The organism is Streptomyces sp. I05A-00742 (assembly GCF_013055795.1).
GTDB lineage: Bacteria > Actinomycetota > Actinomycetes > Streptomycetales > Streptomycetaceae > Streptomyces.
This window is the reverse complement of sequence record NZ_JABETO010000009.1, coordinates 126,200-147,956: the sequence shown is the minus strand read 5'-3', so window position 1 is coordinate 147,956 and position 21,757 is coordinate 126,200. Positions and strand designations below refer to the sequence as shown.

Sequence of the window (21,757 nt, the reverse complement as noted above, 5' to 3'; positions counted from 1 at the left end):
TGCCATGTTGCTCAACAATCCCTAGGGTCGGCGCACAGCCAACCCCTCACCTCAGCGAGGTGTCCATGGGAACGACCACGCGCGCCACCACTCGCCCCGCCGACGCCCGCGCCGCCTTCCGCGCCGGACGCCGCGAGCCCACCGCCGGCTGGGCCGACGGCCACACGCAGGCCAATCTGATCGCCGTCCCGGCCGACTGGGCCTACGACGTGCTGCTCTTCGCCCAGCGCAACCCGCGCCCGTGCCCGGTCCTCGACGTCACCGACCCCGGCGCGGTCACGACCCCGCTCGCCCCGGGCGCGGACCTGCGGACGGATCTCCCCCAGTACCGTGTCTGGCGCGACGGGAAGCCGGTGGACGAGCCCACCGACGTCACCGGGGTCTGGCGGGACGACCTCGTCTCCTTCCTCATCGGGTGCAGCTTCACCTTCGAGGGGGCGCTGCGCGAGGCGGGCGTCCCGCTGCGCCACATCGAGCAGGGCCGCAACGTGGCCATGTATGTGACGAACCGTCAGTGCCGGCCCGCCGGGCGGCTGCGGGGTCCGCTCGTGGTCTCCATGCGCCCCGTCCCGGCCGCCCTCGTCGGGACGGCGCGGCGGCTGACCGCGCTCATGCCGGCCGTCCACGGAGCGCCCGTGCACGTGGGCGACCCGGCGGAGCTCGGCATCGAGGACCTGGCGCGGCCGGACTTCGGCGAGCCCTGCACGGCCCGCGAGGGCGACGTGCCCGTCTTCTGGGCCTGCGGCGTCACTCCGCAGGCGGCGCTGACGGCCTCGGCACCGCCCTTCGCGATCACCCACGCGCCGGGGCACATGTTCGTCACGGACGTCCGGGACAGCGCGTACCGCGTCCTGTGACCCAGGCTCGGATCAATCGGCCCCGGCCCGGGTCGGTCGGCCCGGCCCGGGTCGGTCGGCCCGGCCCGGGTCGGTCGGCCCGGCCCGGGTCGGTCGGCCCGGCCCGGGTCAGTCGGCCCGGCCCGGGTCAGTCGGCCCCCGCCCGGATCAGCCGGCCCCCGCCCGGATCAGCCGGCCAGGTACGGACCCCGGTCCCGGGCGAGCGCGAGGGCCAGCGCACGGAAGATCCGGACCTCGGGGCCGGTGTCGTCCGCGCGGACGGCGAGGTAGCTGCTCTCCCAGGGCGCGTTCAGCACCGGCACGAAGACGACCCCCGGCCAGGCGTAGTACCGGGCGAAGGACTTCAGGCCGCTGCCGGCGCCCCGTCCGGTGACCACCCCGGTGAGCACGTCCTGCGGGGTCAGCGCGGTGGGCCCGCCGCGCCGCGGGGCCTCGCCGCCGAAATAGAGGTAGTCGGCGAAGACCCGCGGCGTGTGCCCGGGCAGCCGGGGGAAGGGCAGGCCCGCGACATCCGCGAGGGTGACACCTGTGGCGCACGCGTCGGCCAGGGGCGAGTTCTCCGGCACGGCCACGATGCGCTGCTCGGTGGTGAGCACGTCGGTGGTGATCCGCTCGTCGTCGGGGGCCGGCCGGATGAACGCGACGTCCACCCGGTCCCCCACCAGCGCGCTGACGTGCTCGGTGTAGTCGAGCTGCCGGGTCTCGACCGGCACCTCGGGGCGGGCGCGCCGGTAGGCGTTGATCGCTGCCGGGGTCAGCTCCGCCGAACCGTGCCCCATGATGCCCACGCGCAGCGGGCGGACGGGCGGGTGTTCCCGCGCGGCCTCGGCCACGTCGACGAGGGCGGCGTCCGCGACGGCGAGCAGCGTCCGGGCGTGCACCGCCAGCCGTTCCCCGGCGGGGGTGAGCGAGACCGGGCCGCGGTGGAGCAGCGGGGCGCCCAGGTCCGCCTCCAGCCGGCGGATGTGCTGGGTGACGGCGGGCGGGGAGAGGAAGAGCCGTGCGGCCGCCCGCCCGAAGTGTTTCTCCTCCGCCACGGCCAGGAAGGAGGACAGCAGACGGAGATCCATGCCGGCCAGCCTACGCGGACGGGCACCCCGCCCCGGAAGGCCGTTCACGATTCGTGAACGTGTGCGGCGCCGGCCGTCCGAGGGCCCGTAGAACTGCCGCCATGAGCACCACCACGTTCCCCTCCAGCCCGGCCGCCGCACCCGCCGCGCCGTCCCGACCGCGTCACGGTCTGCGGGCGGCGTGGATGATGACGGCGTCCGGCTGGAGCGCCAACCAGTTCTCGTCCCTCCTCGGCGCCTACCGCTCCGAACTCGGGCTCACCGAGTCCGCCGTCACCGGGCTGGTCGCGGTCTACGTCCTCGGGCTGATCCCCGGGCTGCTGGCGGGCGGTCCGCTGGCCGACCGGCTGGGCCGGCGGCCGGTCGCGCTCACCGCGCTCGCGGTGAACCTCGTCTCGACCGGTGTGCTGATGGCGGGCGCGACCGCCACCTGGTGGCTGCTGCCCGGGCGGCTGCTCACCGGGGTCGGCGCGGGTGCCCTGCTGGCCGCGGGCAGCGCGTGGGTCAAGGAGCTGTCCGCGCCGCCGTTCGCCCCCGACGCCGGACCGGGCACCGCCGCCCGGCGGTCCGGGCTCTTCGTCTCGCTGGGCTTCGCCTCCGGCGGGCTGGCCTCCTCACTGATCGCCCAGTGGGCACCGCATCCGATGGTGACGGCGTACCTGCCGCACCTGGTGCTGGCGTCCGTCGCGTGGCTCCTCGCGTTCCGCGCCCCCGAGACGCGGCCCGACCGGACCACCGGCCCGGCAGTCCCGGCCGCCGTGCCCGGCCGACAGCGCTTCCGGCGCGTCGTACTGCCGCTCGCCCCTTGGGTGTTCGCCGCGCCGACCGTCGGATTCATCACCCTGCCCGGTCTGGTGCACGGCGTGTCCGGCTGGCACACCGTCTACGCCGGGGTGGCCACCGCCGTCGTCCCCGCCGCCGGCCTCCTCGTCCAGCCGCTGGGCCGCCGCCTGAGCGCCCGGCACCGCTCGGCCACGGGGATCGCGGGGCTCGGCGTGTCCGCCGCGGGGTTCGTGCTGGCGGTGCCCGCCGCGGCGGCCGGGCACGCGGTCCTGGCCCTGGTCGCGGCGGCGGTCCTGGGCGCCGGGTATGGCCTGTGCCTGACCTTCGGACTGACCGAGGTCGCGGCGATCGCCCCGCCCGAGCGGCTCGCGGCGCTCACGTCCCGCTTCTGGACGGCCGCCTACCTCGGCATGTTCGCGCCGTACGTCGTCACCCTGCTGTCGGGCACGGTCGGCACCCCGGCGCTGCTCGGCGCGGGCGCGGTCCTGGCGGCCCTGACCTGCGGGGCGGTGACGGTACTCGGCCGCCGCCGCCCGTAGCTCAGGAGCTGCTGCCGCAACTCGACGACGAGCAGCTGCTGCCGGACGAACAGCTCGACCCCGACGAACAACTGGACGACGAGCAACTCGACGACGAGCAGATCATCCCTCCCGTGTGCCCGGCGGAACCGCCGGAATCACGGGAGTCTCCGCTGTCCCCGCCGAAACCGCTGTCACAGGCGAAGCCGACGACCAGCCCTCCACCGCAGGACGTGGAGGAGGACGAGGACGACGACCAGCCCGGAGAGTCCTCGTCCCTCCGGCTGGGGGAAGCGGCCGGGTCCTCCGCGGCCGCCCGCTCGAACTGCTCCCGCAGGTCGCCGTCGGGCAGCGCCGCGGTCCCCCCGGCCGCGACCACGCCCGCGAGTCCCTCCGGGTGGCTGTACGGGTTGGTGACGCTCCAGTGCGGCGACCGGAGATGCCGCCGGGCGATCTCCCGTCCCTCGGAGGTGAAGGGCATCCGCGTCCCCCCGGGCCGGCACCCGACCTGCACCACGATCCCGAACGCGACCAGCGCGAGCACGGGGAACGAGGCGACGTCGAACGCCACGACCGCGACGACGCCCGTGACCGCGAGTCCCACCAGCTGCACGACGAGGGCCCGGGGCCACCAGCGGTGGACCTCCGGCCGCAGCAGGACACCCCGCTCGACCAGCGACCGGTGCAGGGTCAGCACGGCGTGGTCCCGGCGCAGCTCCCGGCGGAGCCGTCCCAGCGGCACGGCCCAGTCGGAACCGCAGTGCCGCAGCAGCGCCCGCTCCAGGGCGTTGTCCGAGGCCGCGCCGGCCGCCGTGACCGTGCCGTCGGCCACGGTGACGCGTCCGTCCTGGTGCATCTTGGTGATCACGGTGTCCGCGACGCGGCCCGCGCCGCCGTTCAGGTACGCCATGTCCAGCAGGCCGAGCTCCACCGGCGCCTCGGGTGCCACCGGTCCGCGGCTCAGGCTCCACAGCCGCAGGACCCAGAGCGAGGGGGCGACCAGGGCCAGTAGTGCCACCACAATGAGAACGATCATCTGTCACCGCCTTCCGGCCGGCGCGTCGCGCGCCGGCCGCGCAGGGCCGCCGGGAGGCGGCGGAGGAATCCGGTCCGGGCGGCGGGCGCGGCGGCTCCGGCCGCCCACTCCGTCAGCCGCCGGGCCTGGCCGTCGGGCACGGCCGCGGTGCTCACCAGGTGCCGGGCGAAGTCGAGGGCCTCCCGGTGGTAGCCGTGCTCCATGGGCCTGCCCCGGGCGTAGTCGAGGTAGAGCGGCCGGTACCGGTCCCCCAGGATCTCTGCCGGCCCGGGAGCCACCTTGGCGACGACGCTGGCGCGCTTGGCGAGCAGCGCCCCGCGCTGCACGCGCAGCTGCGCGGGGTCGAAGCCCGGTGGCGGCGGGGTCCCCTCGACGAGGGCGGAGAGCAGGCCGTGCTGGGCGCGGGCGAGCCGTGCGCGGGCCGCGTCGAGGTCATCGGACATGGCTGACACCGCGGCCCGCCCGCGCGGTCACGGCACGGACGGCGTCGAGTTCGGTGGCCAGGCCGTCCGCCGTGGGGAAGTCGTCGTCCCGTTCCAGCAGCACGCCGGGCGGTGTGACGCGGGAGTACAGGTCGGCGAGGACGTCGAGCACGGGCGGTCCGACCGGGTGGGCGTGGGTGTCGTGCCACACCCCGTCCCGTTCCTGGCCGCCGGCCACATGGACGTAGGCGATGGCCTCCAGCGGCAGTTCGTCCAGCGCGCGGGACGGGTCCTCGCCGCGGTTGACGTGGTTGGTGTGCAGGTTGGCGACGTCGACGAGCAGCCGCACCCCGGTCCGCGCGACGAGCTCGGCGAGGAACTGGCCCTCGGTGAACTCCTCGTCGGGCCAGGCGAGATAGCCGGCGATGTTCTCCAGCGCGAGCGGTACGGGCAGGGCCTCCTGGGCGATGCGGACGTTCGCGCAGAGGACCTCGAGGGCGTCCCGGGTGCGGGGGACGGGCAGCAGGTGCCCGGCCTCCAGGCGGTGGTGGGACGGGAGGAGCCCGCCGCCGGAGCGCACGAAGGCGATGTGCTCGGTCACGAGCGGGGAGCCGAGGGCCTCCGCGAGCTCCGCGAGGGCGACGAGCCGGGCGAGGTCCGGCCGCTCGGCGCCGCCGAGCCCGAGCGAGACGCCGTGCGGGACCACGGGCACACCGCCCGCGCGCAGCCGGCGCAGTGGCTCGGGCAGATGTCCGGGGCAGTGGTTCTCGGCCACCACCTCGACCCAGTCGACGCCCGGCAGCGCCGCGATGTCGTCCGCGATCTCCGGCCGCCAGCCGATCCCCGTCCCCAGCTTCTCCGGAACGTCCATGACCCCACCCCCAGGGCCCGGGGCCTTGCGGCCCCGGGGTGATTCGGTCCGATCACCTTACAAATCGAGGGAGGGGACGGAACGGGCCCTGGCTGTGATCAAGAACTCATCCCACGGGGGCGGCGGCCAGCAGGTCCGGGTGGTGCCGCCGGGCCACGCCCGGGTGCGCCCGCAGCCAGCCCTTGATCTCGTTGCGGCCGTACTCGGCGAACAGCGGGTTCGACGCGTCCTGGGTGACGCCCGGGGCCCGCTCGGCGTGGGGGAACGGCACGGGGTCGATACGGGCGTCCAGCCGGGGGTTGTAGAAGAAGGGAACGGAGTAGCGCTCCCGGGCGCCGGGCGGGCTGACGACGCGGTGGTTGGTGGCCTTGAGGTAGCCGTTGGTGGCCACTTCGAGCAGTTCGCCCAGGTTGACCACGAAGGCGCCGGGCCGCGGGGGGACGTCCAGGAAGGTCCCGTCGGGGCTCTCCACCTGGAGCCCGCCGACCTCGTCCGTGAGGAGCAGGGTCAGGAAGCCGTAGTCCTTGTGCGCTCCGACGCCCTGCCCCGCCCCGTCGGGGGCGCTGCCCGGGTAGCGGACGAGCTTGAGGTGCAGGTGGGGGCGGTCGGCGAAGGCGTCGTCGTAGAAGTCGGCAGGGGCGCCGATCGAGGTGAGCAGTTCGTGCAGCAGCCGCTCGGCCACCGCGCTGAGGCGCTCGATCCAGTGCAGCGCGGCGGTGCGCAGCTCGGGGAGGGCCGCGGGCCACTGGTTGGGGCCGTCCAGCCACCAGTAGCCGGGCTCGCCGGGTGCCGGGACGTGCGGCTCGCGCTCGGCGCCGATGTCGAGCTGGTCCCGCCAGTCCTGATTGCCGCCGGTGCGCTCGTCGCCTATGCGGGTGTAGCCGCGGAAGTGGGGGGAGTTGAGGTTGCTGATGGCGAGCCGGTCGGCTTCGGGCAGGGCGAAGAAGGCGCGGAGGGTGCGCATGAGCGCGGCGGTCTCGTCCTCGGTGATGCCGTGGCCCGTCAGGTGGAAGAAGCCGACGTCCCGGGCGGCGGAGTGCAGCGTCTCGTGGAGGCGGGCACGGTCCTCGGGGCTGCCGGAGGCGGCGGAGAGGTCGATGACGGGGAGCTTGTTGTTCATGAGGTGTCCACAGCGTGAGGGGCCCGGACGCGCCCGGGGTCTCCGGGCGCCCCGAGCTGCCGGCGGAGTGCGGGTGGGCACGGCGGCGCGGGGTCGGGCGCGTGTCTGGTGCGAAGAACGAGCGATGTGAAGAAGCGCGAGGTCAGCGCGGTGAGCGCCCCGGCCCGGGAAGAACGACGGGCAGCAGGGGGCGCGAGGTCAGCCGGAGTGGCGACAGGACATGCTCGTGACGCGCAGGAAGTCCACGTGGCGTCGCTTTACAAGCAGATTCACACGAACGAGGGTATACGACCTTGGGCCGATCCGAGGTGTCCCGCTCGTCACATCCGTCCCGTCACACCCGGGGGCGATGGGCTCGCGGCGATGGGTTCCGGCGGGCGGAGGGCCCGCCCGGACGCGTCGCGTGGGGGCGCCGTCCGAGCGGGCCGACGGCCGGAAGACCCGCCGCGCACCGCACGCTACCAGCCGGGTGCGGACCGGCCCGCCGCCTTCACTCACAGGCGTCCCGCCGTGTTCGGCAACGCCCGGCCGGCGGACCGGCAAAACCGCACGAGCGGCCGTGCGGCCCCCCTTCGCCGGTCTTCCGACAAGCGGTGATGGCGCGAATGAGTGAAATCTCGGAACTTCCCAAAAGGGTCACAGTTACTCAGTTCGCTTCCCAGCGGGAAAAACCCTCTTCGATCGAAAGGCATAGACGTGCTCAAGAAGGCAATCGCCACAGCCGCGGTAACGGCTTCTGCGATCGGCGCCATGGCCACTCCCGCGATGGCATTCGGCGACGAGCAGGACACCTACAACGCGAACGGCGCGAAGACCGGCTACGGCAACACCCACACGGGCGGCAAGGAAAGCCCGCAGATGAGCCTGGTCCAGGGCTCACTGAACAAGCTCTGCATCGGTGTCGGGAAGGCCGGCGTGCAGTCGCTCATCGCGCTGCTCAACATCGGGATCCAGGACGTTCCGATCCTCACCTCGCAGCAGCAGCAGCAGTGCACCGACAACTCGACGATCAACGACGGCGACGACCAGCTGTCGCACATCCTCGACGACATCCCGATCATCTCGGGCAACGGCTCCGCCAACGGCTGACGAAAGCCTCGCGGTCCTGCGGGAATCCCCCCGCACCGGCGTCTTCGCCGGTGCGGGGGGATTTCTTGTGTGCCGAGCGTCCGAGTACCCGGCTTTTCGGTTCTCCCGACAAAAAGAAACTTCCCGGCGCCCGGCCCCTTGACGCAACTCTGGTCCAGTCCAACGATGTTCAGCGCGCAACCGCCCCCACCCCGTGCACATCTCAGTCACCGGGAGCATCCGTTGAGACGACGCCTGTCCGTCCGCGCCGTGGTGGCCGCGCTGGCCACCGCACTGGCCGGTGCGGGACTCGCCCTGGGCGGCACCGGTACGGCGACCGCCGCCGCGCCGCTGCCCGCCCGGGTCTTCGCCCCCTACTTCCAGACGTACAGCTCCGACAGCCCGGCCGAGCTCGCGGAGCGGTCGGGGGCCAAGCACCTCACGATGGCCTTCCTCCAGACCGAGGCCAAGGGTTCCTGTACGCCCTACTGGAACGGCGACACCGGCAAGCCGGTCGCGCGGTCGGTCTTCGGAGCCGACATCGCGACCATCCGCTCCCGGGGCGGCGACGTCATCCCGTCCTTCGGCGGGTACGCCGCGGACAACGGCGGGACCGAACTCGCCGACAGCTGCGCCGACGTGGACCGGATAGCCGAGGCGTTCGAGCACGTCATCACCGTCTACGACGTCACCCGGCTCGACCTGGACATCGAGGACAACTCGCTGAACAACGCCGCGGGGATCGACCGCCGCAACAAGGCGCTCAAGAAGGTGCAGGACCGGGCCGCCGCCGACGGCCGGACCGTGCAGGTCTCCTACACGCTGCCGACGACGACGCGGGGTCTGGCGGACAGCGGGCTCGCGGTGCTGCGCAACGCCGTCGACAACGGCGTCCGGGTGGACGTCGTCAACATCATGACGTTCGACTACTACGACGGCGCCCAGCACGACATGGCCGCCGACACGGTCACCGCCGCCGGGGGCCTGCGCGACCAGCTGGCGCGGCTGTACCCGGGGAAGAGCGACGCGCAGCTGTGGGCGATGGTCGGCGTCACGGAGATGCCCGGCATCGACGACTACGGGCCCGCCGAGACGTTCACCACCCAGGACGCGGTCAAGGTCTACGAGTGGGCCGTCGCCCGGGGCATCAACACCCTCTCGTTCTGGGCACTCCAGCGGGACAACGGCGGCTGCCCCGGTACCAAGGGGTCCGACACCTGCTCCGGGATCGTCCAGGACACCTGGTACTTCACCCGCGCCTTCGCCCCCTTCACCGGGAGCGGCGGCCCCGCGGAGCCGGACTTCTCCCTCGCCGTCTCCCCCGGCGCGGTCTCCGTCCCGCCGGGCGGCTCGGCGTCGGCGACCGTCGCGACGCGCTCGGTGTCGGGCCCGGCGCAGACCGTGCGGCTGTCCGCGAGCGGCCTCCCGAAGGGGGTGACCGCGGAGTTCAGCCCGTCGTCGGTGACCGCGGGCGAGTCGGCGCGGCTCACGGTCGCGGTCGCCGGGGACGCCGCGCCCGGGACCCACCCGCTGACCGTGACGGGCACGGCGCCCTCGGGCGGCCGCACCACCTCGTTCGCCCTGACCGTCACGGGCGGCGGCACGCCGGGGCGCGTGGTCAACGGTGACTTCGAGTCGGGCGGGACGGGCCCGTGGACCTGCGAGGCGGGTGCCGCGGTGGTCAAGAGCCCGGTGCACGGCGGGTCGTACGCGCTGCGGACCGCTCCGTCGGGCGGCGCCACCGGTGAGTGCCGGCAGACGCTCACCCTCGCCCCCGCCACCGCGTACACGCTGACCGGCTGGGTGCGCGGGGACTACGCGTTCCTCGGTGTCTCGGGCGGGGCGACCGCGAGCCGCTGGGCGTCCTCGGGCGACTGGACGCGGCTGTCCGTCCCCTTCACCACCGACTCCACCGGGAAGGTCACGGTGTACACGCACGGCTGGTTCGGGCAGGGCGCCGTCCTCGCGGACGACATCACGATCGGCTGACGCGACGGACGGAAAACCGGGGCCCGCCTCCTTCCCGGCGGGCCCTCGGCCGTTCGGGCGACCGGCGCGAACCACCCGGACGGACCCGCCGGACGGGCGCCGGAGCCCCCGGCGCGCGTCCGTGCGACGTAGGGACTCGGCCAGGGCACCCGTTGGCGCTCCCCCGGATCGTCTACAGTCGCGTGGACCGTCTGCCGCGGTGTGGACGGCCGGCCCGCACCGCCCCGGCGGCAGGGTCCCGACCTCGACCGCCGGAGGCCGTTCACCCGTGTCGTTCGCGCCCGCTCCGCCCGTCCCTCCCACCGCCCTCGCCGTCGACCTCCTCGACGCCTCCTCCCTGCTGTCGTCCTTCGGGGCGATCGGCGTCGCCGTCGTCCTGTTCGCCGAGACCGGGCTGCTGATCGGCTTCTTCCTGCCCGGGGACTCGCTGCTGTTCACCGCCGGCCTGCTGTGCCGGCCCGGGGCGCACTCCGGGCCGCACCTCGCCCTCGCGGAGGTGCTGGCCGCCGCCGCGGCCGGGGCGCTGGCCGGTGCCCAGTGCGGGTACGCGATCGGGCGGCGCGGCGGACGGCCGCTGCTGGCCCGCTCCGGCAACCGCCGGCTGCTCGAAGGCGCGGCGCGGGCCGAGGAGTTGCTCGGCCGCTACGGGCACGCCCGCGCCATCGTGCTGGCCCGCTTCGTGCCCGTGGTGCGGACCGTCCTCAATCCGCTCGCGGGCGCCCTCGCCGTGCCGCACCGCACCTTCGTCGTCTGGCAGCTGGCCGGCGGCCTGGTGTGGACGGCCGGACTCGTTCTGGCCGGGTACGCCCTGGGCTCCGTCGTGCCGGACGTCGACCGGTACCTGCTGCCGCTCGTCGCCGCCGTGGTGGTGCTGTCGCTGCTGCCGTTCGTCGCGGAGGTGCTGCGCGCCCGCCGCCGGGCGGCGGCCGAGCGGGTGACCGGTGGCCGCGGCACCGACGACAGGGAGCGGTGACTGCCGGGCCCGGCGGACGGGGAAGGAGCCGTCGCGCGCCCTGTCGCGGTCGTCCGTGCGACGGGGGCCGGGGGTCAGCACTGGAGGGGGTAGGGGACCTGCTCGGTGACCGGGCCGGTGTTGCGGCACATCTGGTAGCCCTGTTCCCGCAGGTCGCTGATGATGCCGGGGAGCGCGTCGGGGAAGCTGCTGAAGAGGTGTCCGAGGATCACCCCGCTGTTCTTCTCCTCCGGCGACGCCTCCCGCACGGTGGTCCGGATGGCCTCGGCGTCCCGGAACGCCCCCTGGGACTGCTGCCAGTCGTAGGTGTCGAGCGTCCAGTTGCACACGCGCTGCCCGAGGCTCGCGGCGACCTCCGTCTCCCGGGGGCCGACGTCGCCGTAGGGGGGCCGCAGGAAGTTGCCGGGGAGGCCGTTGCGCAGCTCGTCCTGGAGTTCCTGGTCGGTCAGCCGGGTGAGCTGGCGGTGGGACCAGGTGTGGCTGCCCACCCAGTGGCCCTGCTGGCGGAGGGCGGTGGTGATCTGCGGGTACTGCGAGGCGTATTTGTTGATGAGGAAGAACGCGGCGCGCACGCCCTGTGCCTGGAGCTGGGCCCCGATCCGGGTGGCGCGTTCGGGGTCGCTGTACGCCCAGTCGTCCAGGGTCAGCAGCACCCGGCCGGAGGTGTTCCCGCACCGCTCCCGGTCGTAGCCGCCCTCCGGTTCCGGCATCACGGCCGGTCCCTGGCGGCCGCCGGCCGGGTGGTGGTCGGCGCCCTCCGGGGCGCCGTGGCCCTCGGGCCGGTGGTCGTGGGCGGCGGCCGTGCGGGCTCCGCAGGTGCCCATGGCCGTGCCGCGCCGGTGGTCGTCGTGCGCGCCGGCCGCCCGGGCCCGGGGCTCGCACTCCTGGTGGTCGTCCATCGCGGTCACCGCGAACGCGGAGCCGGCCACCAGCACGGCCGCGGCGGCGGCCGCCTTGAACGGCACCTTCTTGCGGCGCCGGTGGCGTCCGCGGCCGCGCCGGAGGACGCCACGGATTTCCGACATGCTGACTCCTCGACGGTGCCGGGCCGGTACCGGCCGGCCGGTCCGTCACCTCACGCCCGGTGCCCACAGGCGCGGAGAAGCCCCGCTCCGGGACAAGCACCCGAGCTTGATCGGTGATCTTGGCACCAGCCTCGGGGCAGGTTTCCGGTCCCGCAACCGATGGGTCCGCCGTCCGGACCGACCGGTGTCAGGGCCGGGGCGCGCGCAGCGAGGCGAGATGGCGGCGGAGCACCGCGCGCATCGCCTCGGGGGTGACGTCGTCGGGCTGGAGCACGGCCTGGAGCGCGAGCCCGTCGAGGAGCGCGGACAGCCGCAGGCTCTCCGTCGCGATGTCCAGGCCGTCGGGCAGGCTTCCCGCGCGCCGCGCCTCGGTCAGCACGTGGGCGGCCAGGGAACGCTGGCCGTCGTGCATCCGCCGTGCGCAGGGCCGGAGTTCGGGGCGGGTGCGGGCGGCCGCGGTGAAGGCCAGCCAGACCACCGTCTCCCGGTGCCGCGTCTCGTCGAGCGGCAGGAGCTCGGCGAACAGGTTCTCGGTGAGGGCCCTGCCGTCCTCGCCGGGCGCCAGGGCGAGGAGCGGCTCGCTGCGCGCGCCGATCCTGCGGCCGATGCGCCGGCCGAGCTCCTCCATGGCGAAGATGAGGAGTTCCGTGTGGTCGGCGAAGTAGTGCCGGACCGAGCCGATCACCAGTCCCGCCTCGGCGGCGACGTTGCGCAGGGACGCGCTCTCCAGCCCGTCGCGGGCCACGACGCGCAGGACGGCCTCCGCGACGGCGCGGCGGCGCTCTTCCGGATCGACGATTTTGGGCATGCGGCTTTATAGCACGGGCGCGCTAGTTGCTCCGGAGGCGGGCCGCGCCGACCGGTGTCGACCGGTACGGACCGATGCCGACCGACCCCGGACGGCCGGGCTCCGCCACCCTGCCCGCTTCGCCCGAATGGCCCCGCGCCGCGGTGTGATGCGGAAGAATCCGGCCGAGAATCCAGGGGCGACGGGGCGGACGGGCCGTCCGGAGCACACCGCCGCCCCACACCCCCGGCGGAGGAGCACAGCATGCACAGGCCGGAACGGGAACGCGCGGAGTCGGCCGCACGCCAGGAGGCCGCGCAGCTCACCGCGCTGGGCGTCCGGGCCGTCGCCCTCACCTGGGTGGACAACGCCGGCATCACCCGCGTCAAGGCCGTCCCCACCGCCCGGCTCGCGCACGCCGCGCGGTGGGGTGTCGGGATGTCGCCCGTCTTCGACGTCTATCTCACCGACGACTTCGCCGTGACGAGCCGTCATATCGGCGGCCCGGACGGCGATCTGCGCCTCTTCCCGGACCTCGACCGGCTGACCGTCCTGGCCGGACAGCGCGGCTGGGCCTGGGCACCCGTCGACCGGTTCGAGCAGGACGGCCGCCCGTACGCCGCCTGCCAGCGGCAGTTCGCCCGCCGTATGACCGCCCGGGCGGCCGAACGCGGGCTGCGGCTGCGCATGGGATTCGAGACCGAGTGGGTCGTCGTCACCCGGGACGGACCCGAGCGGGGCGAGCCCCGGTACGCGTGCTCGGGACCGGCCTACGGCATGACCCGGGTGGTCGAGCTGTCCGACTACCTCCGCGACGTGCTGGACGCGCTCACCGCCCAGCGCGTCGAGGTGCTGCAGATCCATCCCGAGTACTCCCCGGGGCAGTTCGAGGTGTCGGTCGCCGCCGCCGATCCGGTCGGTGCGGCCGACCTCGCCGTACTCGTCCGCGAGACCATCCGCGCGGTCTCGCTCGGGCACGGCCTCGACGCCCTGTTCGGGCCCGTCGTGGACGCCGGTGCCGTCGGCAACGGCGCACACCTTCACCTCAGTCTCCTGCGCGAGGACCGGAACCTGTGCCGGGACGGGGACGGTCCCTGCGGGATGACGAGCGAGTGCGCGGCGTTCCTCGCCGGTGTGCTCCGGGAGTTGCCGGCACTGCTCGCCCTGGGCGCCCCCTCCCCCGCGAGCCACCTGCGGCTGCGGCCCTCGCACTGGGCCGGGGTCTTCGCCTGCTGGGGGCCGGAGAACCGGGAGGCCGCCATCCGCTTCGTTCCGGGTCCGCCGGACGCCGAGGACCAGGCCAATGCCGAGGTGAAATGCTTCGACGGCGCCGCCAACCCCTATCTGGTGACCGGTGCCGTGATCGCCGCCGGGCTCGCCGGGATCGAGGCCGGGCTCACCCTCCCGCCGCCGGTGACGGGCGACCCCGCCGACGGCGGCGGCCAGGAGCGCCTGCCCGAGTCGCCGGGCGCGGCGCTGGACCGCTTCACCCGCTCGGAGCTGCTCCGCGAGGCGCTCGGCGACCCGCTCTTCGAGGCCGTCGCCGCCGTCCGGCGCGGCGAGGTCCGGCGGTACGAGGGGGCGGCCCCGCAGGACGTCGCCGACGCGACGAGGCGGCGGTACTGACATGACCGCACCCAACACCGCCGCGCCGTCGCCCGCCCTGGTGGACCACCACTGCCACGGCGTGGCCCGTTCCGACCTCGGCCCTGACGCGTTCGTCTCCTTCCTCACCGAGTCGGACGCGCCCGCCGCGCCCGGCACGACGTTCTTCGACAGCCAGCTCGGCTACGCGGTCCGGCGCTGGTGCCCGCCGCTGCTGGGCCTCGACCCGCACTGCCCGCCCGCCGAGTACCTGGCCCGCCGCCGCGATCTGGGACCGGCCGAAGCCACCCGGCGGCTGCTCGGCGCCACCGGGATCACCGACTACGTGGTGGACACGGGCATCCCGGGCGACCTGACGTCCCCTCAGGAACTGGCCCGCATGGGCGGTGCCGCCTGGCACGAGGTCGTCCGGCTGGAGCGGCTCGCCGAACGGACCGCCGACGCGGCCGGCAGCCGGGCCCAGTTTCTCGGCGGCCTGGCCGACGCGGTCGAGGCGGCCGCCGGGCGGGCCGTCGCCTTCAAGTCCGTCGCGGCGTACCGCTACGGGCTCGACTTCGCGCCCAACCCGCCCGGCCAGACGGAGGTGCGGGCGGCGGCCGACCGGTGGCTCGCCTGCCGCACCCCGGGCGGCCGGCTCACCGACCCGGTCCTGCTGCGTCATCTGCTCTGGTCGGCGGCCGAGACGGGCCTGCCGATCCAGCTGCACACCGGCTTCGGCGACCCCGACCTGCGCCTGCACCGCTGCGACCCGGCGCTGCTCACCGACTTCGCCCGCGCGGTGCGCCCCACGGGTTCGGTCCTGGTGCTGCTGCACTGCTACCCGTACCACCGGAGCGCCGCCTACCTGGCCCACGCCTTCCCGCACGTGTACGCCGACATCGGGCTGGCCCTGTCCTACAGCGGGGCCCGCGCGGAGGCCGTCCTGGCGGAGGCCCTGGAACTCGCCCCGTTCGGCAAGCTGATGTTCTCCACCGACGCCTACGGGCTCCCGGAGCTGTACCTGGTCGGCGCCGCCCTCTTCCGGCGCGGCCTGGACCGGCTGCTGGCCGGGTGGGTGAGCGACGGCGCCTGGTCGGCGGGGGACGCCGGGCGGGTGGCGGAGCTGGTGGGCGCGGGCAACGCGCGGCGGGTCTACGGGCTGGGTCGGACGGGCGGTCCGGCGGCGGCGTGAGTCCGGCCGGCCGCTCCCGCCGCCCCGGGGGCGGCCGGCCCGTCCCCGGGACGCGCCCGCCCGTCGGCCGGCATCGGCAGCGCGCCGAGGACGGCCACGGCCACGGCGGCGACGGTCCGGAACGGGACGGGGCAGGCCCCGGCCGCCGTCCGGGGAGTGACCGTCTCGCCGGCTCTCGTTTCGCCCCGGCGACCACTCCGGACGCCCGGGGCCCGCTACGCTCCGCTGTGTAGGGTGACGGCGTGACACCACCAGGCCCCTGCCCACGTCCGCTCTCCCGGGCCCTGATCGTCGCCGAGGCGCGCCGCATCGCCGACGAGGAGGGGCTCGGCTCCCTGACGGTGCGTCGGGTGGCCCGGCGGCTCGGCACCGGGCAGGCGTCCCTGTACCGGCACATCACGGACCGCGGCCAACTCCTGTCCCTGCTGGCCGGGGACGTGGCCCTGCGGCTGCCGCTCTGCGCGGACCGGGGTGACCCCCGGGAACGCCTCCGGGACCACTGGCTGGCGGCCCACGACCATCTGGCCCGGCATCTGTGGGCGGCCCGCGTCATCGCGGACGGCGAGCACGCGGTGGGCACCGCCGCCGCGTTCGCCGACGGCGCGCTCGGCGCGCTGGCCGAGGCCGGGCTGGACCCGGACGACGCCGCACGCGCCCACCGCGTGCTCTGGAACCTGCTGCTCGGCCACCTGCTCAACGCCCATCCCGTAGGCCGCACCGGCACACCCCGCCGGCACGGCGACGGCTCGCGCTCCGATTTCTCGTGGGCGCTGTCACGCGTGCTCGACGGGGTGCTGGCCGGTCAGCCGGCAGGAGGCCGATGGCGCCTCGGCCGGTGACGGGACGTCACGTACCGGCGCAGGTCAGCCGACGACGGTCGCCCGCAGGGCCTTCTTGTCCACCTTTCCTATGCGGGTGACCGGAAGGGACCGCAACTGAACGATCTCGCGCGGCGAGTAGAGCTCGCCCAACTCGGCGACCACCGCGGTCCGCACGGCCTCCGGGTCCACGTCCTCGTCCTTGTCCGTGGCGAGGAACAGCTGGACGGCCTCCCCGTAACGGTCGTCGGGGACCGCCACCGCCGCGGCGTTGCGGACCCCGTCGAGCGTGGTCACGAAGTCCTCCAGGACCCTGGAGTAGACGTTGTCGCTGGTGCGCCCGGTGACGATGATGTCCTTCGCCCGGTCCACGAGGTAGACGAAGCCGTCCGCGTCGCGGTACCCCACGTCCCCGGTGCGGAGCCAGCCGTCGTCCAGCGCGGCGGCGGTGCGCTCGGGGTCGCGGTAGTAGCGGAGCATGACGGTGTCGCCGCGGACGAACAGCTCGCCGGTCTCCCCGTCGGGGAGCACGCGCCCGTCCTCGTCCCGGGCCTGGAGCTCCAGCCCGGAGATGAGCCGGCCGCAGCTGGCCCACCGCTCGGGGTGGTCCTCGTGGAGGTCGTCGGCGGTCATGCTGCTGACGCCCAGGGCCTCGGACTGGCCGTACAACTCGCCGATGACGGGCCCGAACACCTCGGCGGCCCGGCGCAGCCGTCCGGGCGCCGACGCCGCGCCGCCGACATAGATGGCCTGGAGGTGGGGGTACTCCCCGGGCCGGCAGTCGGGCAGGTCCAGGACCTCGTACAGCATGGGCGGCACGAAGAAGACGGCGCTGATCCGCTCCTCGCGCAGCACCGTCAGCGCCTCCCGGGCCTCGAACTCGGGCAGCAGCACGACGGTCGAGCCCCAGACGAGTCCCTGTACGGAGGTCAGGTGACCGCTGGCGTGGGTGATGAGGGTGGCCACCATGATGCGGGGGCCCATCGGCCACGGCGTGGTCACGCCCTCCGCCGGTATCAGCCGGTCGTAGGGCCCGCGGCCGTGCGCGGCGAGCTTGGGCCGGCCCAGGGTGCCGCCGGTGTAGAGAACGGTGATGACGTCGTCCGCCGCCAGGGGCGGTCCGGCCGGCGGGCGGTGCGCGGGCTCGGCGTCCGCGGCCGCGAGGAGGTCGTCGGCGCCGTCGACCGGGCCCAGGCCCAGGAGCAGCGGTGTGCTCTCCATGAGCCCCGGCAGCGCGGTGGCCTGCTCCGCGAACACCGGATCGAAGACGACGGCCTTCACCTCGGCCTGGTCCGCCAGCGCGGCGAGTTCGCCCATCCCCGGCTCCGGGGGCAGGAAGACGACGCGGCAGCCGACGAGGTGCACGGCGAGCTGGGCGAGGACCGCGGCGGGGCGGTTGGCCAGGAAGAGACCCACCGGATCGCCGGGCCGCAGGCCCTTGGCGAGCAGGGCGTTGCCGAGGCGGAACAACATGTCGCGCGCCTCCGAGCGGCTGATCCGCAGGTCCCCCTGCACCAGCGCCTCGGTGTCACCGTCCTGCTCCCAGACCTCCAGGATCTGGTCGATGTAGGTGCGCCCGGCCCGCGGTAAAACCTGATTCTCATGCATGACGTCATACAAACATGACAGCTCGAACGTCCGGCGCGGGGGGTGTGCCCCGGCGATACGTTTCGGCCGGTCACCGGGGAGGGCGCCGCAGCACCACCCCGGGAGCGGAACCCCGCACCGTCGAAGCCGGCCGTTCCCGAGCGGAGGATCGTTCCGTCCCCGCACTCCACCCGGAGGTTCGATGCTCACGTCCGGCACATCACGGCGTCCGACGGCCGCCCTGACCGGCACGGCGATGGCGGCGGTCGCCGCGACCGCCCTGCCACCGCCCGGAGCACACGCCGGCGGAACCGCCGTGCCCGCCCGCTGCACCCGGCGGCGACCGGCCCGGCAGCCGTGCGCCGACGCGCCGTCACTGGACCGCGCGCGGATGGCCGTCCCCCGCGACCGGCACCACCCGGACGCCGGTCCCGACCTCTCGATCGCCGTCTCCCGGCACCGGGCGACCGGCTCCGGCGACCACGGCGTGCTGATGACGGCGGCGGGCTGTCCCGGAGGCAAAGGGCTGATACCGCCTGATGAGTTCACCCGGAAATCGCCGAAAGCAGCGGCCGCGACCCGCGGTCCTGGATACGGCACTCCGCCCGGGAGACGGCACGGTACCCGCTCGTCGGGGCCCGGGCCCTCGCCTTCGCCGCCGTGTGGCGCCCAGTGGCCGGCACCCCCGGCCCCGCAGGTGAAGGTGACGGGCGCCGGGCTGCCGCCCGTGCTCATGCTCAACTCGGCGCACGAGCCCACCACTTACCCGGGGGGTGGCCGAGCGGGTGCACCGGGCCCTGCGCGGCTCGCGCCTGGTGACGGTGGCCGACGGCGATCACGTCCAGTACCGGAACGACAACGCCTGCGTGGACGGCGTAGTGGACCGCTACCTCCTCGACGGCCGGATCCCCGCACGGGACATGACCTGCCCCGGCAGGCCGCTGCCGGTTCCCGCGGGGGCGGCCGAGCGGTAAACCGCACACTTGCGCCCAGGTTGGCACCCGTGCCGTATCCGGCCGGGTGCCCCGTCGTTGTTCCGACCGGCACACGACTCGCGACACGCCGGGCGGTCCCGGCGGGCGGGAGGGCCGGGGAGCAGGGAAGGCCGGAACAATGCGCATCGACATCATCACCGCGGGCACGACGGGGTCCGTCGTCCCGTACACCGGCCTCGGGCACCGGCTCGTCGCCGAGGGGCATGACGTGGAGATCGTCACCCACGCGAAATTCGCCGACGCGGTCACCTGCTGCGGACTGCGGACGCGTCCCCTGGAGCCGGACCCGTTCGAGGAACTGCTCGCGGCGCACAACAGGTTCCAGGGCGGCCGCCGTTCACCGCGCGCCCTGCGGGATCTCGCCCGGGCCACCGAACGGGCGGCGGTCCGGCTCGTGGACGGGATGCTGACGGCCGTCGACCCCAAGGCCGACCTCGTCCTGCTGTCCACCATCGCCGCGCCCATCGGCCGGGTGGTGGCCCAGTACCACCGGGTGCGCAGCATGGGGGTCTTCCTCCAACCCGACGCGCCCACCTCGGCGTTCCCGCCCTGCGTCCTGCCCTGGCAGCCCCCCGGGTACGGCAACCGGCTCCGGGCGCGGGCCGTCAACGCGGTGACCGACGCCCTCTACGCGGCGGCCAACCGGCGGCTGCACGCGCGCCTCGGCCTGACCTGCCGGAGCGTCCATCTGCTGCGCAGGGAGCGGGAGAAGAGCCAGTGGCCCATCTGGCACGGCTACAGCCGTACGGTCGTCCCACGGCCGCCGGACTGGCGGCCGGGGCTGCGCGTGGCCGGTTACTGGTGGCCGCACGAGTGCCCGTCGTGGCAACCCCCGGCCCTGGTCGCCGACTTCCTGGCCGCGGGACCGCCACCGGTGTTCGTCGGTTTCGGCAGCATGATGCCCGGTGATCCGGAGCGGATCGGCGACATCACGGCCCGCGCCCTGCGCCGGGCCGGGCTGCGCGGCATCGTGCAGGCCGGCTGGGCGGGGCTGTCCGTGACCGACGACGACGTGATCACGGTCGGCCCGCTGCCGCACGGCTGGCTGCTCCCCCGGACGGCCGCCGTCGTGCACCACGCCGGGGCCGGGACGACGGCGGCGGGGCTGCGGGCGGGGGTGCCGGCCGTGCCGGTGCCGCACCTCACCGACCAGCCCTGGTGGGCGGCGCGCCTGGTGCGCCTCGGGGTCAGCCCCGGGGTGCTGCCGCTGTCCGACCTGACCGCCGGGCGGCTCGCCGACGCGCTGACCCGCGTGACGGAGGAGCCCCGGTTCGCCGGGCGGGCGACGGAGCTGGCGGGCCGGCTGGCCCGGGAGGACGGGGCGGGCGCGGTCGCCCGGGCGGTGGCGGCGATGGCTCCGTGACGCGGCGCGGCCGCCGCGATCCCCCGTCGCCGCGATCCCCCACCACCCCGATCCCCCACCGCCGCGATCCCTTCATCACCGCACGCCCCGCTGCCCCGCCGTTCCCCCACACCGGACGGAGGCCGTCCATGTCCCTCTCCCCCACCACGCGTCCCCCGGACCCCGGCACTCTCATGCCGCCCCTCGACGCCTGGCTCCACCGTCACCAGAGCAGCGGAGCCGTCTGTATGACGGTCGGGCTGCTCGCCCGTTTCGAAGGTCCCGCCCCCGACCTCGACGAGCTCCGTTCCCTGGCCGGGAAGCACTGGCAGGGGTACGAGCGGCTGCGGCTCGTCCCCGACGCCGCCCCGCACCCGGCGTGGCCGTGCTGGACCGCCGGGCCGGAGGCCGACCCCGTCCACCACGTCGTCGCCGAGCCGGGGGGAACGCCGGAGGAACACACCGCCCGGCTGCTCGCCCATCCCCTCGGCCCGGCACGCCCGCCGTGGCGGCTGCACCTGCTGACCGGGGCGGACGGCTTCGCGCTGCTGCTCCGCGCCCACCACGCCCTCCTCGACGGCCGGTCGCTGCTCGCCCTCGTCCGCGATCTGCTCGACGGCCCGCCGGCCGTGCCCCCGCCCCGGCCGGAGCGGTCGGCCGCCGCGTCCCCGCGCGGCGGCCGCGCGCTGTTCCACGCCCTGTCCGACGTCCTGCCCCGGGCGCGGCGGCTGCCGTTCCACGGGCCGGTGGATCCCCGCAGGGCCGTCTCCTGGAGCCGGGTCACCGCGGCGGAGCTGGACGCCGCCCGTGCCGCGCTCCCCGCCGGGCGCGCGTCCGCCAACGCCGTCTTCCTCGCGGCGGCGGCCGGAGCGCTGCGGGCGGCGGGCGCCGCGGGACGGTGGCCGTCCCTGCCCGGCGTGTGCGCGATGGTCCCCGTCGACGTCCGCGCGGGCCGGGACNTCACCGCGGCGGAGCTGGACGCCGCCCGTGCCGCGCTCCCCGCCGGGCGCGCGTCCGCCAACGCCGTCTTCCTCGCGGCGGCGGCCGGAGCGCTGCGGGCGGCGGGCGCCGCGGGACGGTGGCCGTCCCTGCCCGGCGTGTGCGCGATGGTCCCCGTCGACGTCCGCGCGGGCCGGGACGCGTCGCTGCTCGGCAACCACTACGCGACGATCCGCGTCCCGCTCCCGACGGCCGGCGGGCCGCGGCGGCGGCTGGCGGCCGTGGACGGCTTCACCCGCCGGGCGGCGCTGCACGAGCGGGCACGGGCCCAGGCGCTCGCGGTCGAGGGGACGCCCCGGCGCCACGGGCCGTTCACGGACGCGCTCGGCCACTACGTGGACTCGCCCCTGTACTCCTCGGTGCTGTGCAGCAGCCTGACGGAGCGAACGGGACCGCTGGCCCTGGGGGCGGCCCGGCTGACGGGGCTCTCGCTGCTGCCGCCGTTGAGCCCGGGGCACCCCCTGGTCATGACGATGACGCGCGACACGACGGGCGCGACGCTCGCCGCCGTGACCGATCACGGCCACCGCGCCCTGGCCGGACGGCTCCCCGCGCTCGTCCGCGACGAGATCCTGGCGCTGGGCCCATGACCGGCGGAGCCGCACCGGCCACGGCCGCCCGGCAGCAGTAACGTCCCCCTATCGGCTCTCGTTCCACTGGTGAAGGCACCCACGAGATCCCGGCCGCGCGGGCCGCGGGGGACGCAACCCGGACGCGCGGC

At 75.1% G+C, this 21,757-nt stretch carries 17 protein-coding genes and 1 pseudogene; 11 read left to right on the top strand and 7 right to left on the bottom strand.

All coding sequences use genetic code 11. The annotated features are described in order from the left end of the window. Positions 1 to 65: 65 nt before the first annotated feature. On the top strand, positions 66 to 857 hold the full coding sequence (locus HN013_RS11855) for a putative hydro-lyase (protein WP_171165976.1): 792 nt from the start codon (positions 66 to 68) through the stop codon (positions 855 to 857). Between the two features lie 167 nt (positions 858 to 1,024). Here the strand turns inward: HN013_RS11855 and HN013_RS11850 are convergent, their stop codons facing one another. Continuing rightward, the gene (locus HN013_RS11850; protein WP_171165974.1) at positions 1,025 to 1,927 is read right to left on the bottom strand and encodes a LysR family transcriptional regulator; all 903 of its coding nucleotides are present in this window, start codon (positions 1,925 to 1,927) and stop codon (positions 1,025 to 1,027) included. A 101-nt stretch (positions 1,928 to 2,028) separates the two neighbouring features. Here HN013_RS11850 and HN013_RS11845 point away from each other — a divergent pair, with 101 nt between their 5' ends. After that, positions 2,029 to 3,249 carry an MFS transporter gene (locus HN013_RS11845; RefSeq protein ID WP_249374947.1) on the top strand — a complete coding sequence of 407 codons (1,221 nt, stop codon included), beginning with the start codon at positions 2,029 to 2,031 and terminating at the stop codon, positions 3,247 to 3,249. A gap of 1 nt (position 3,250) precedes the next feature. On the opposite strand, the gene HN013_RS11840 is transcribed toward HN013_RS11845, so the two are convergent. The 3 genes and pseudogenes from HN013_RS11840 to HN013_RS11830 all read right to left on the bottom strand — a co-directional run bounded on the left by HN013_RS11840 (position 3,251) and on the right by HN013_RS11830 (position 6,677). After that, a complete protein-coding gene (locus tag HN013_RS11840; RefSeq protein ID WP_171165972.1) occupies positions 3,251 to 4,264 on the bottom strand; it encodes a TIGR04222 domain-containing membrane protein in 1,014 nt (337 codons plus the stop codon). Further along, positions 4,261 to 5,557: pseudogene (locus HN013_RS11835) on the bottom strand (DUF692 domain-containing protein). Before HN013_RS11835 ends, HN013_RS11840 begins: the two are co-directional and overlap by 4 nt. A gap of 106 nt (positions 5,558 to 5,663) precedes the next feature. Continuing rightward, positions 5,664 to 6,677 (bottom strand): isopenicillin N synthase family oxygenase, encoded by a 1,014-nt coding sequence (locus tag HN013_RS11830; protein ID WP_171165970.1) that lies wholly within the window; start codon positions 6,675 to 6,677, stop codon positions 5,664 to 5,666. Between the two features lie 696 nt (positions 6,678 to 7,373). Here HN013_RS11830 and HN013_RS11825 point away from each other — a divergent pair. The 3 genes from HN013_RS11825 (at position 7,374) to HN013_RS11815 (ending at position 10,707) form a co-directional block, all read left to right on the top strand. Further along, on the top strand, positions 7,374 to 7,766 hold the full coding sequence (locus tag HN013_RS11825; RefSeq protein ID WP_171165968.1) for a rodlin: 393 nt from the start codon (positions 7,374 to 7,376) through the stop codon (positions 7,764 to 7,766). Positions 7,767 to 7,988: 222 nt separating this feature from the next. Then, on the top strand, positions 7,989 to 9,734 hold the full coding sequence (locus HN013_RS11820) for a carbohydrate binding domain-containing protein (protein ID WP_249374946.1): 1,746 nt from the start codon (positions 7,989 to 7,991) through the stop codon (positions 9,732 to 9,734). A 268-nt stretch (positions 9,735 to 10,002) separates the two neighbouring features. Continuing rightward, complete coding sequence (locus HN013_RS11815) at positions 10,003 to 10,707, top strand: DedA family protein (RefSeq protein WP_171165964.1); 705 nt, start codon at positions 10,003 to 10,005, stop codon at positions 10,705 to 10,707. A gap of 74 nt (positions 10,708 to 10,781) precedes the next feature. On the opposite strand, the gene HN013_RS11810 is transcribed toward HN013_RS11815, so the two are convergent. Next, positions 10,782 to 11,732 carry a polysaccharide deacetylase family protein gene (locus HN013_RS11810; RefSeq protein ID WP_171165962.1) on the bottom strand — a complete coding sequence of 317 codons (951 nt, stop codon included), beginning with the start codon at positions 11,730 to 11,732 and terminating at the stop codon, positions 10,782 to 10,784. A 187-nt stretch (positions 11,733 to 11,919) separates the two neighbouring features. Beyond that, entirely contained in the window at positions 11,920 to 12,540 is a 621-nt protein-coding gene (locus HN013_RS11805; RefSeq protein ID WP_171165960.1) for a TetR/AcrR family transcriptional regulator, read from the bottom strand. A 243-nt stretch (positions 12,541 to 12,783) separates the two neighbouring features. Between HN013_RS11805 and HN013_RS11800 the strand changes: the two genes are divergently transcribed. The 3 genes from HN013_RS11800 (at position 12,784) to HN013_RS11790 (ending at position 16,134) form a co-directional block, all read left to right on the top strand. Then, the gene (locus HN013_RS11800) at positions 12,784 to 14,145 is read left to right on the top strand and encodes a glutamine synthetase family protein (RefSeq protein WP_171165958.1); all 1,362 of its coding nucleotides are present in this window, start codon (positions 12,784 to 12,786) and stop codon (positions 14,143 to 14,145) included. Position 14,146: 1 nt separating this feature from the next. Continuing rightward, positions 14,147 to 15,295 (top strand): amidohydrolase family protein, encoded by a 1,149-nt coding sequence (locus tag HN013_RS11795; RefSeq protein WP_171165956.1) that lies wholly within the window; start codon positions 14,147 to 14,149, stop codon positions 15,293 to 15,295. Between the two features lie 242 nt (positions 15,296 to 15,537). Beyond that, positions 15,538 to 16,134, top strand: a complete 597-nt coding sequence (locus tag HN013_RS11790) for a TetR/AcrR family transcriptional regulator (RefSeq protein ID WP_171165954.1) — start codon at positions 15,538 to 15,540, stop codon at positions 16,132 to 16,134. Between the two features lie 24 nt (positions 16,135 to 16,158). Here HN013_RS11790 and HN013_RS11785 read toward each other — a convergent pair whose 3' ends face one another. After that, a complete protein-coding gene (locus HN013_RS11785) occupies positions 16,159 to 17,721 on the bottom strand; it encodes an AMP-binding protein (RefSeq protein ID WP_171165953.1) in 1,563 nt (520 codons plus the stop codon). A 752-nt stretch (positions 17,722 to 18,473) separates the two neighbouring features. Here HN013_RS11785 and HN013_RS32935 point away from each other — a divergent pair. From HN013_RS32935 to HN013_RS11770, 3 genes are all read left to right on the top strand, one after another. Then, positions 18,474 to 18,674, top strand: a complete 201-nt coding sequence (locus tag HN013_RS32935) for an alpha/beta hydrolase (RefSeq protein ID WP_312018573.1) — start codon at positions 18,474 to 18,476, stop codon at positions 18,672 to 18,674. A gap of 139 nt (positions 18,675 to 18,813) precedes the next feature. Then, the gene (locus tag HN013_RS11775; protein WP_171165951.1) at positions 18,814 to 20,058 is read left to right on the top strand and encodes a glycosyltransferase; all 1,245 of its coding nucleotides are present in this window, start codon (positions 18,814 to 18,816) and stop codon (positions 20,056 to 20,058) included. Between the two features lie 128 nt (positions 20,059 to 20,186). After that, a complete protein-coding gene (locus tag HN013_RS11770) occupies positions 20,187 to 21,626 on the top strand; it encodes a wax ester/triacylglycerol synthase domain-containing protein (protein ID WP_171165949.1) in 1,440 nt (479 codons plus the stop codon). Positions 21,627 to 21,757: the final 131 nt, after the last annotated feature.

Excerpts from the sequence above, each read along its gene's own strand:
- HN013_RS11810 (WP_171165962.1), bottom strand. The coding sequence starts at position 11,732 with ATGTCGGAAATCCGTGGCGTCCTCCGGCGCGGCCGCGGACGCCACCGG.
- HN013_RS11805 (WP_171165960.1), bottom strand. The coding sequence starts at position 12,540 with ATGCCCAAAATCGTCGATCCGGAAGAGCGCCGCCGCGCCGTCGCGGAG.
- HN013_RS11850 (WP_171165974.1), bottom strand. The coding sequence starts at position 1,927 with ATGGATCTCCGTCTGCTGTCCTCCTTCCTGGCCGTGGCGGAGGAGAAA.
- HN013_RS11775 (WP_171165951.1), top strand. The coding sequence starts at position 18,814 with ATGCGCATCGACATCATCACCGCGGGCACGACGGGGTCCGTCGTCCCG.
- HN013_RS11845 (WP_249374947.1), top strand. The coding sequence starts at position 2,029 with ATGAGCACCACCACGTTCCCCTCCAGCCCGGCCGCCGCACCCGCCGCG.
- HN013_RS11800 (WP_171165958.1), top strand. The coding sequence starts at position 12,784 with ATGCACAGGCCGGAACGGGAACGCGCGGAGTCGGCCGCACGCCAGGAG.
- HN013_RS11830 (WP_171165970.1), bottom strand. The coding sequence starts at position 6,677 with ATGAACAACAAGCTCCCCGTCATCGACCTCTCCGCCGCCTCCGGCAGC.
- HN013_RS11785 (WP_171165953.1), bottom strand. The coding sequence starts at position 17,721 with ATGCATGAGAATCAGGTTTTACCGCGGGCCGGGCGCACCTACATCGAC.
- HN013_RS11840 (WP_171165972.1), bottom strand. The coding sequence starts at position 4,264 with ATGATCGTTCTCATTGTGGTGGCACTACTGGCCCTGGTCGCCCCCTCG.
- HN013_RS11855 (WP_171165976.1), top strand. The coding sequence starts at position 66 with ATGGGAACGACCACGCGCGCCACCACTCGCCCCGCCGACGCCCGCGCC.
- HN013_RS11795 (WP_171165956.1), top strand. The coding sequence starts at position 14,147 with ATGACCGCACCCAACACCGCCGCGCCGTCGCCCGCCCTGGTGGACCAC.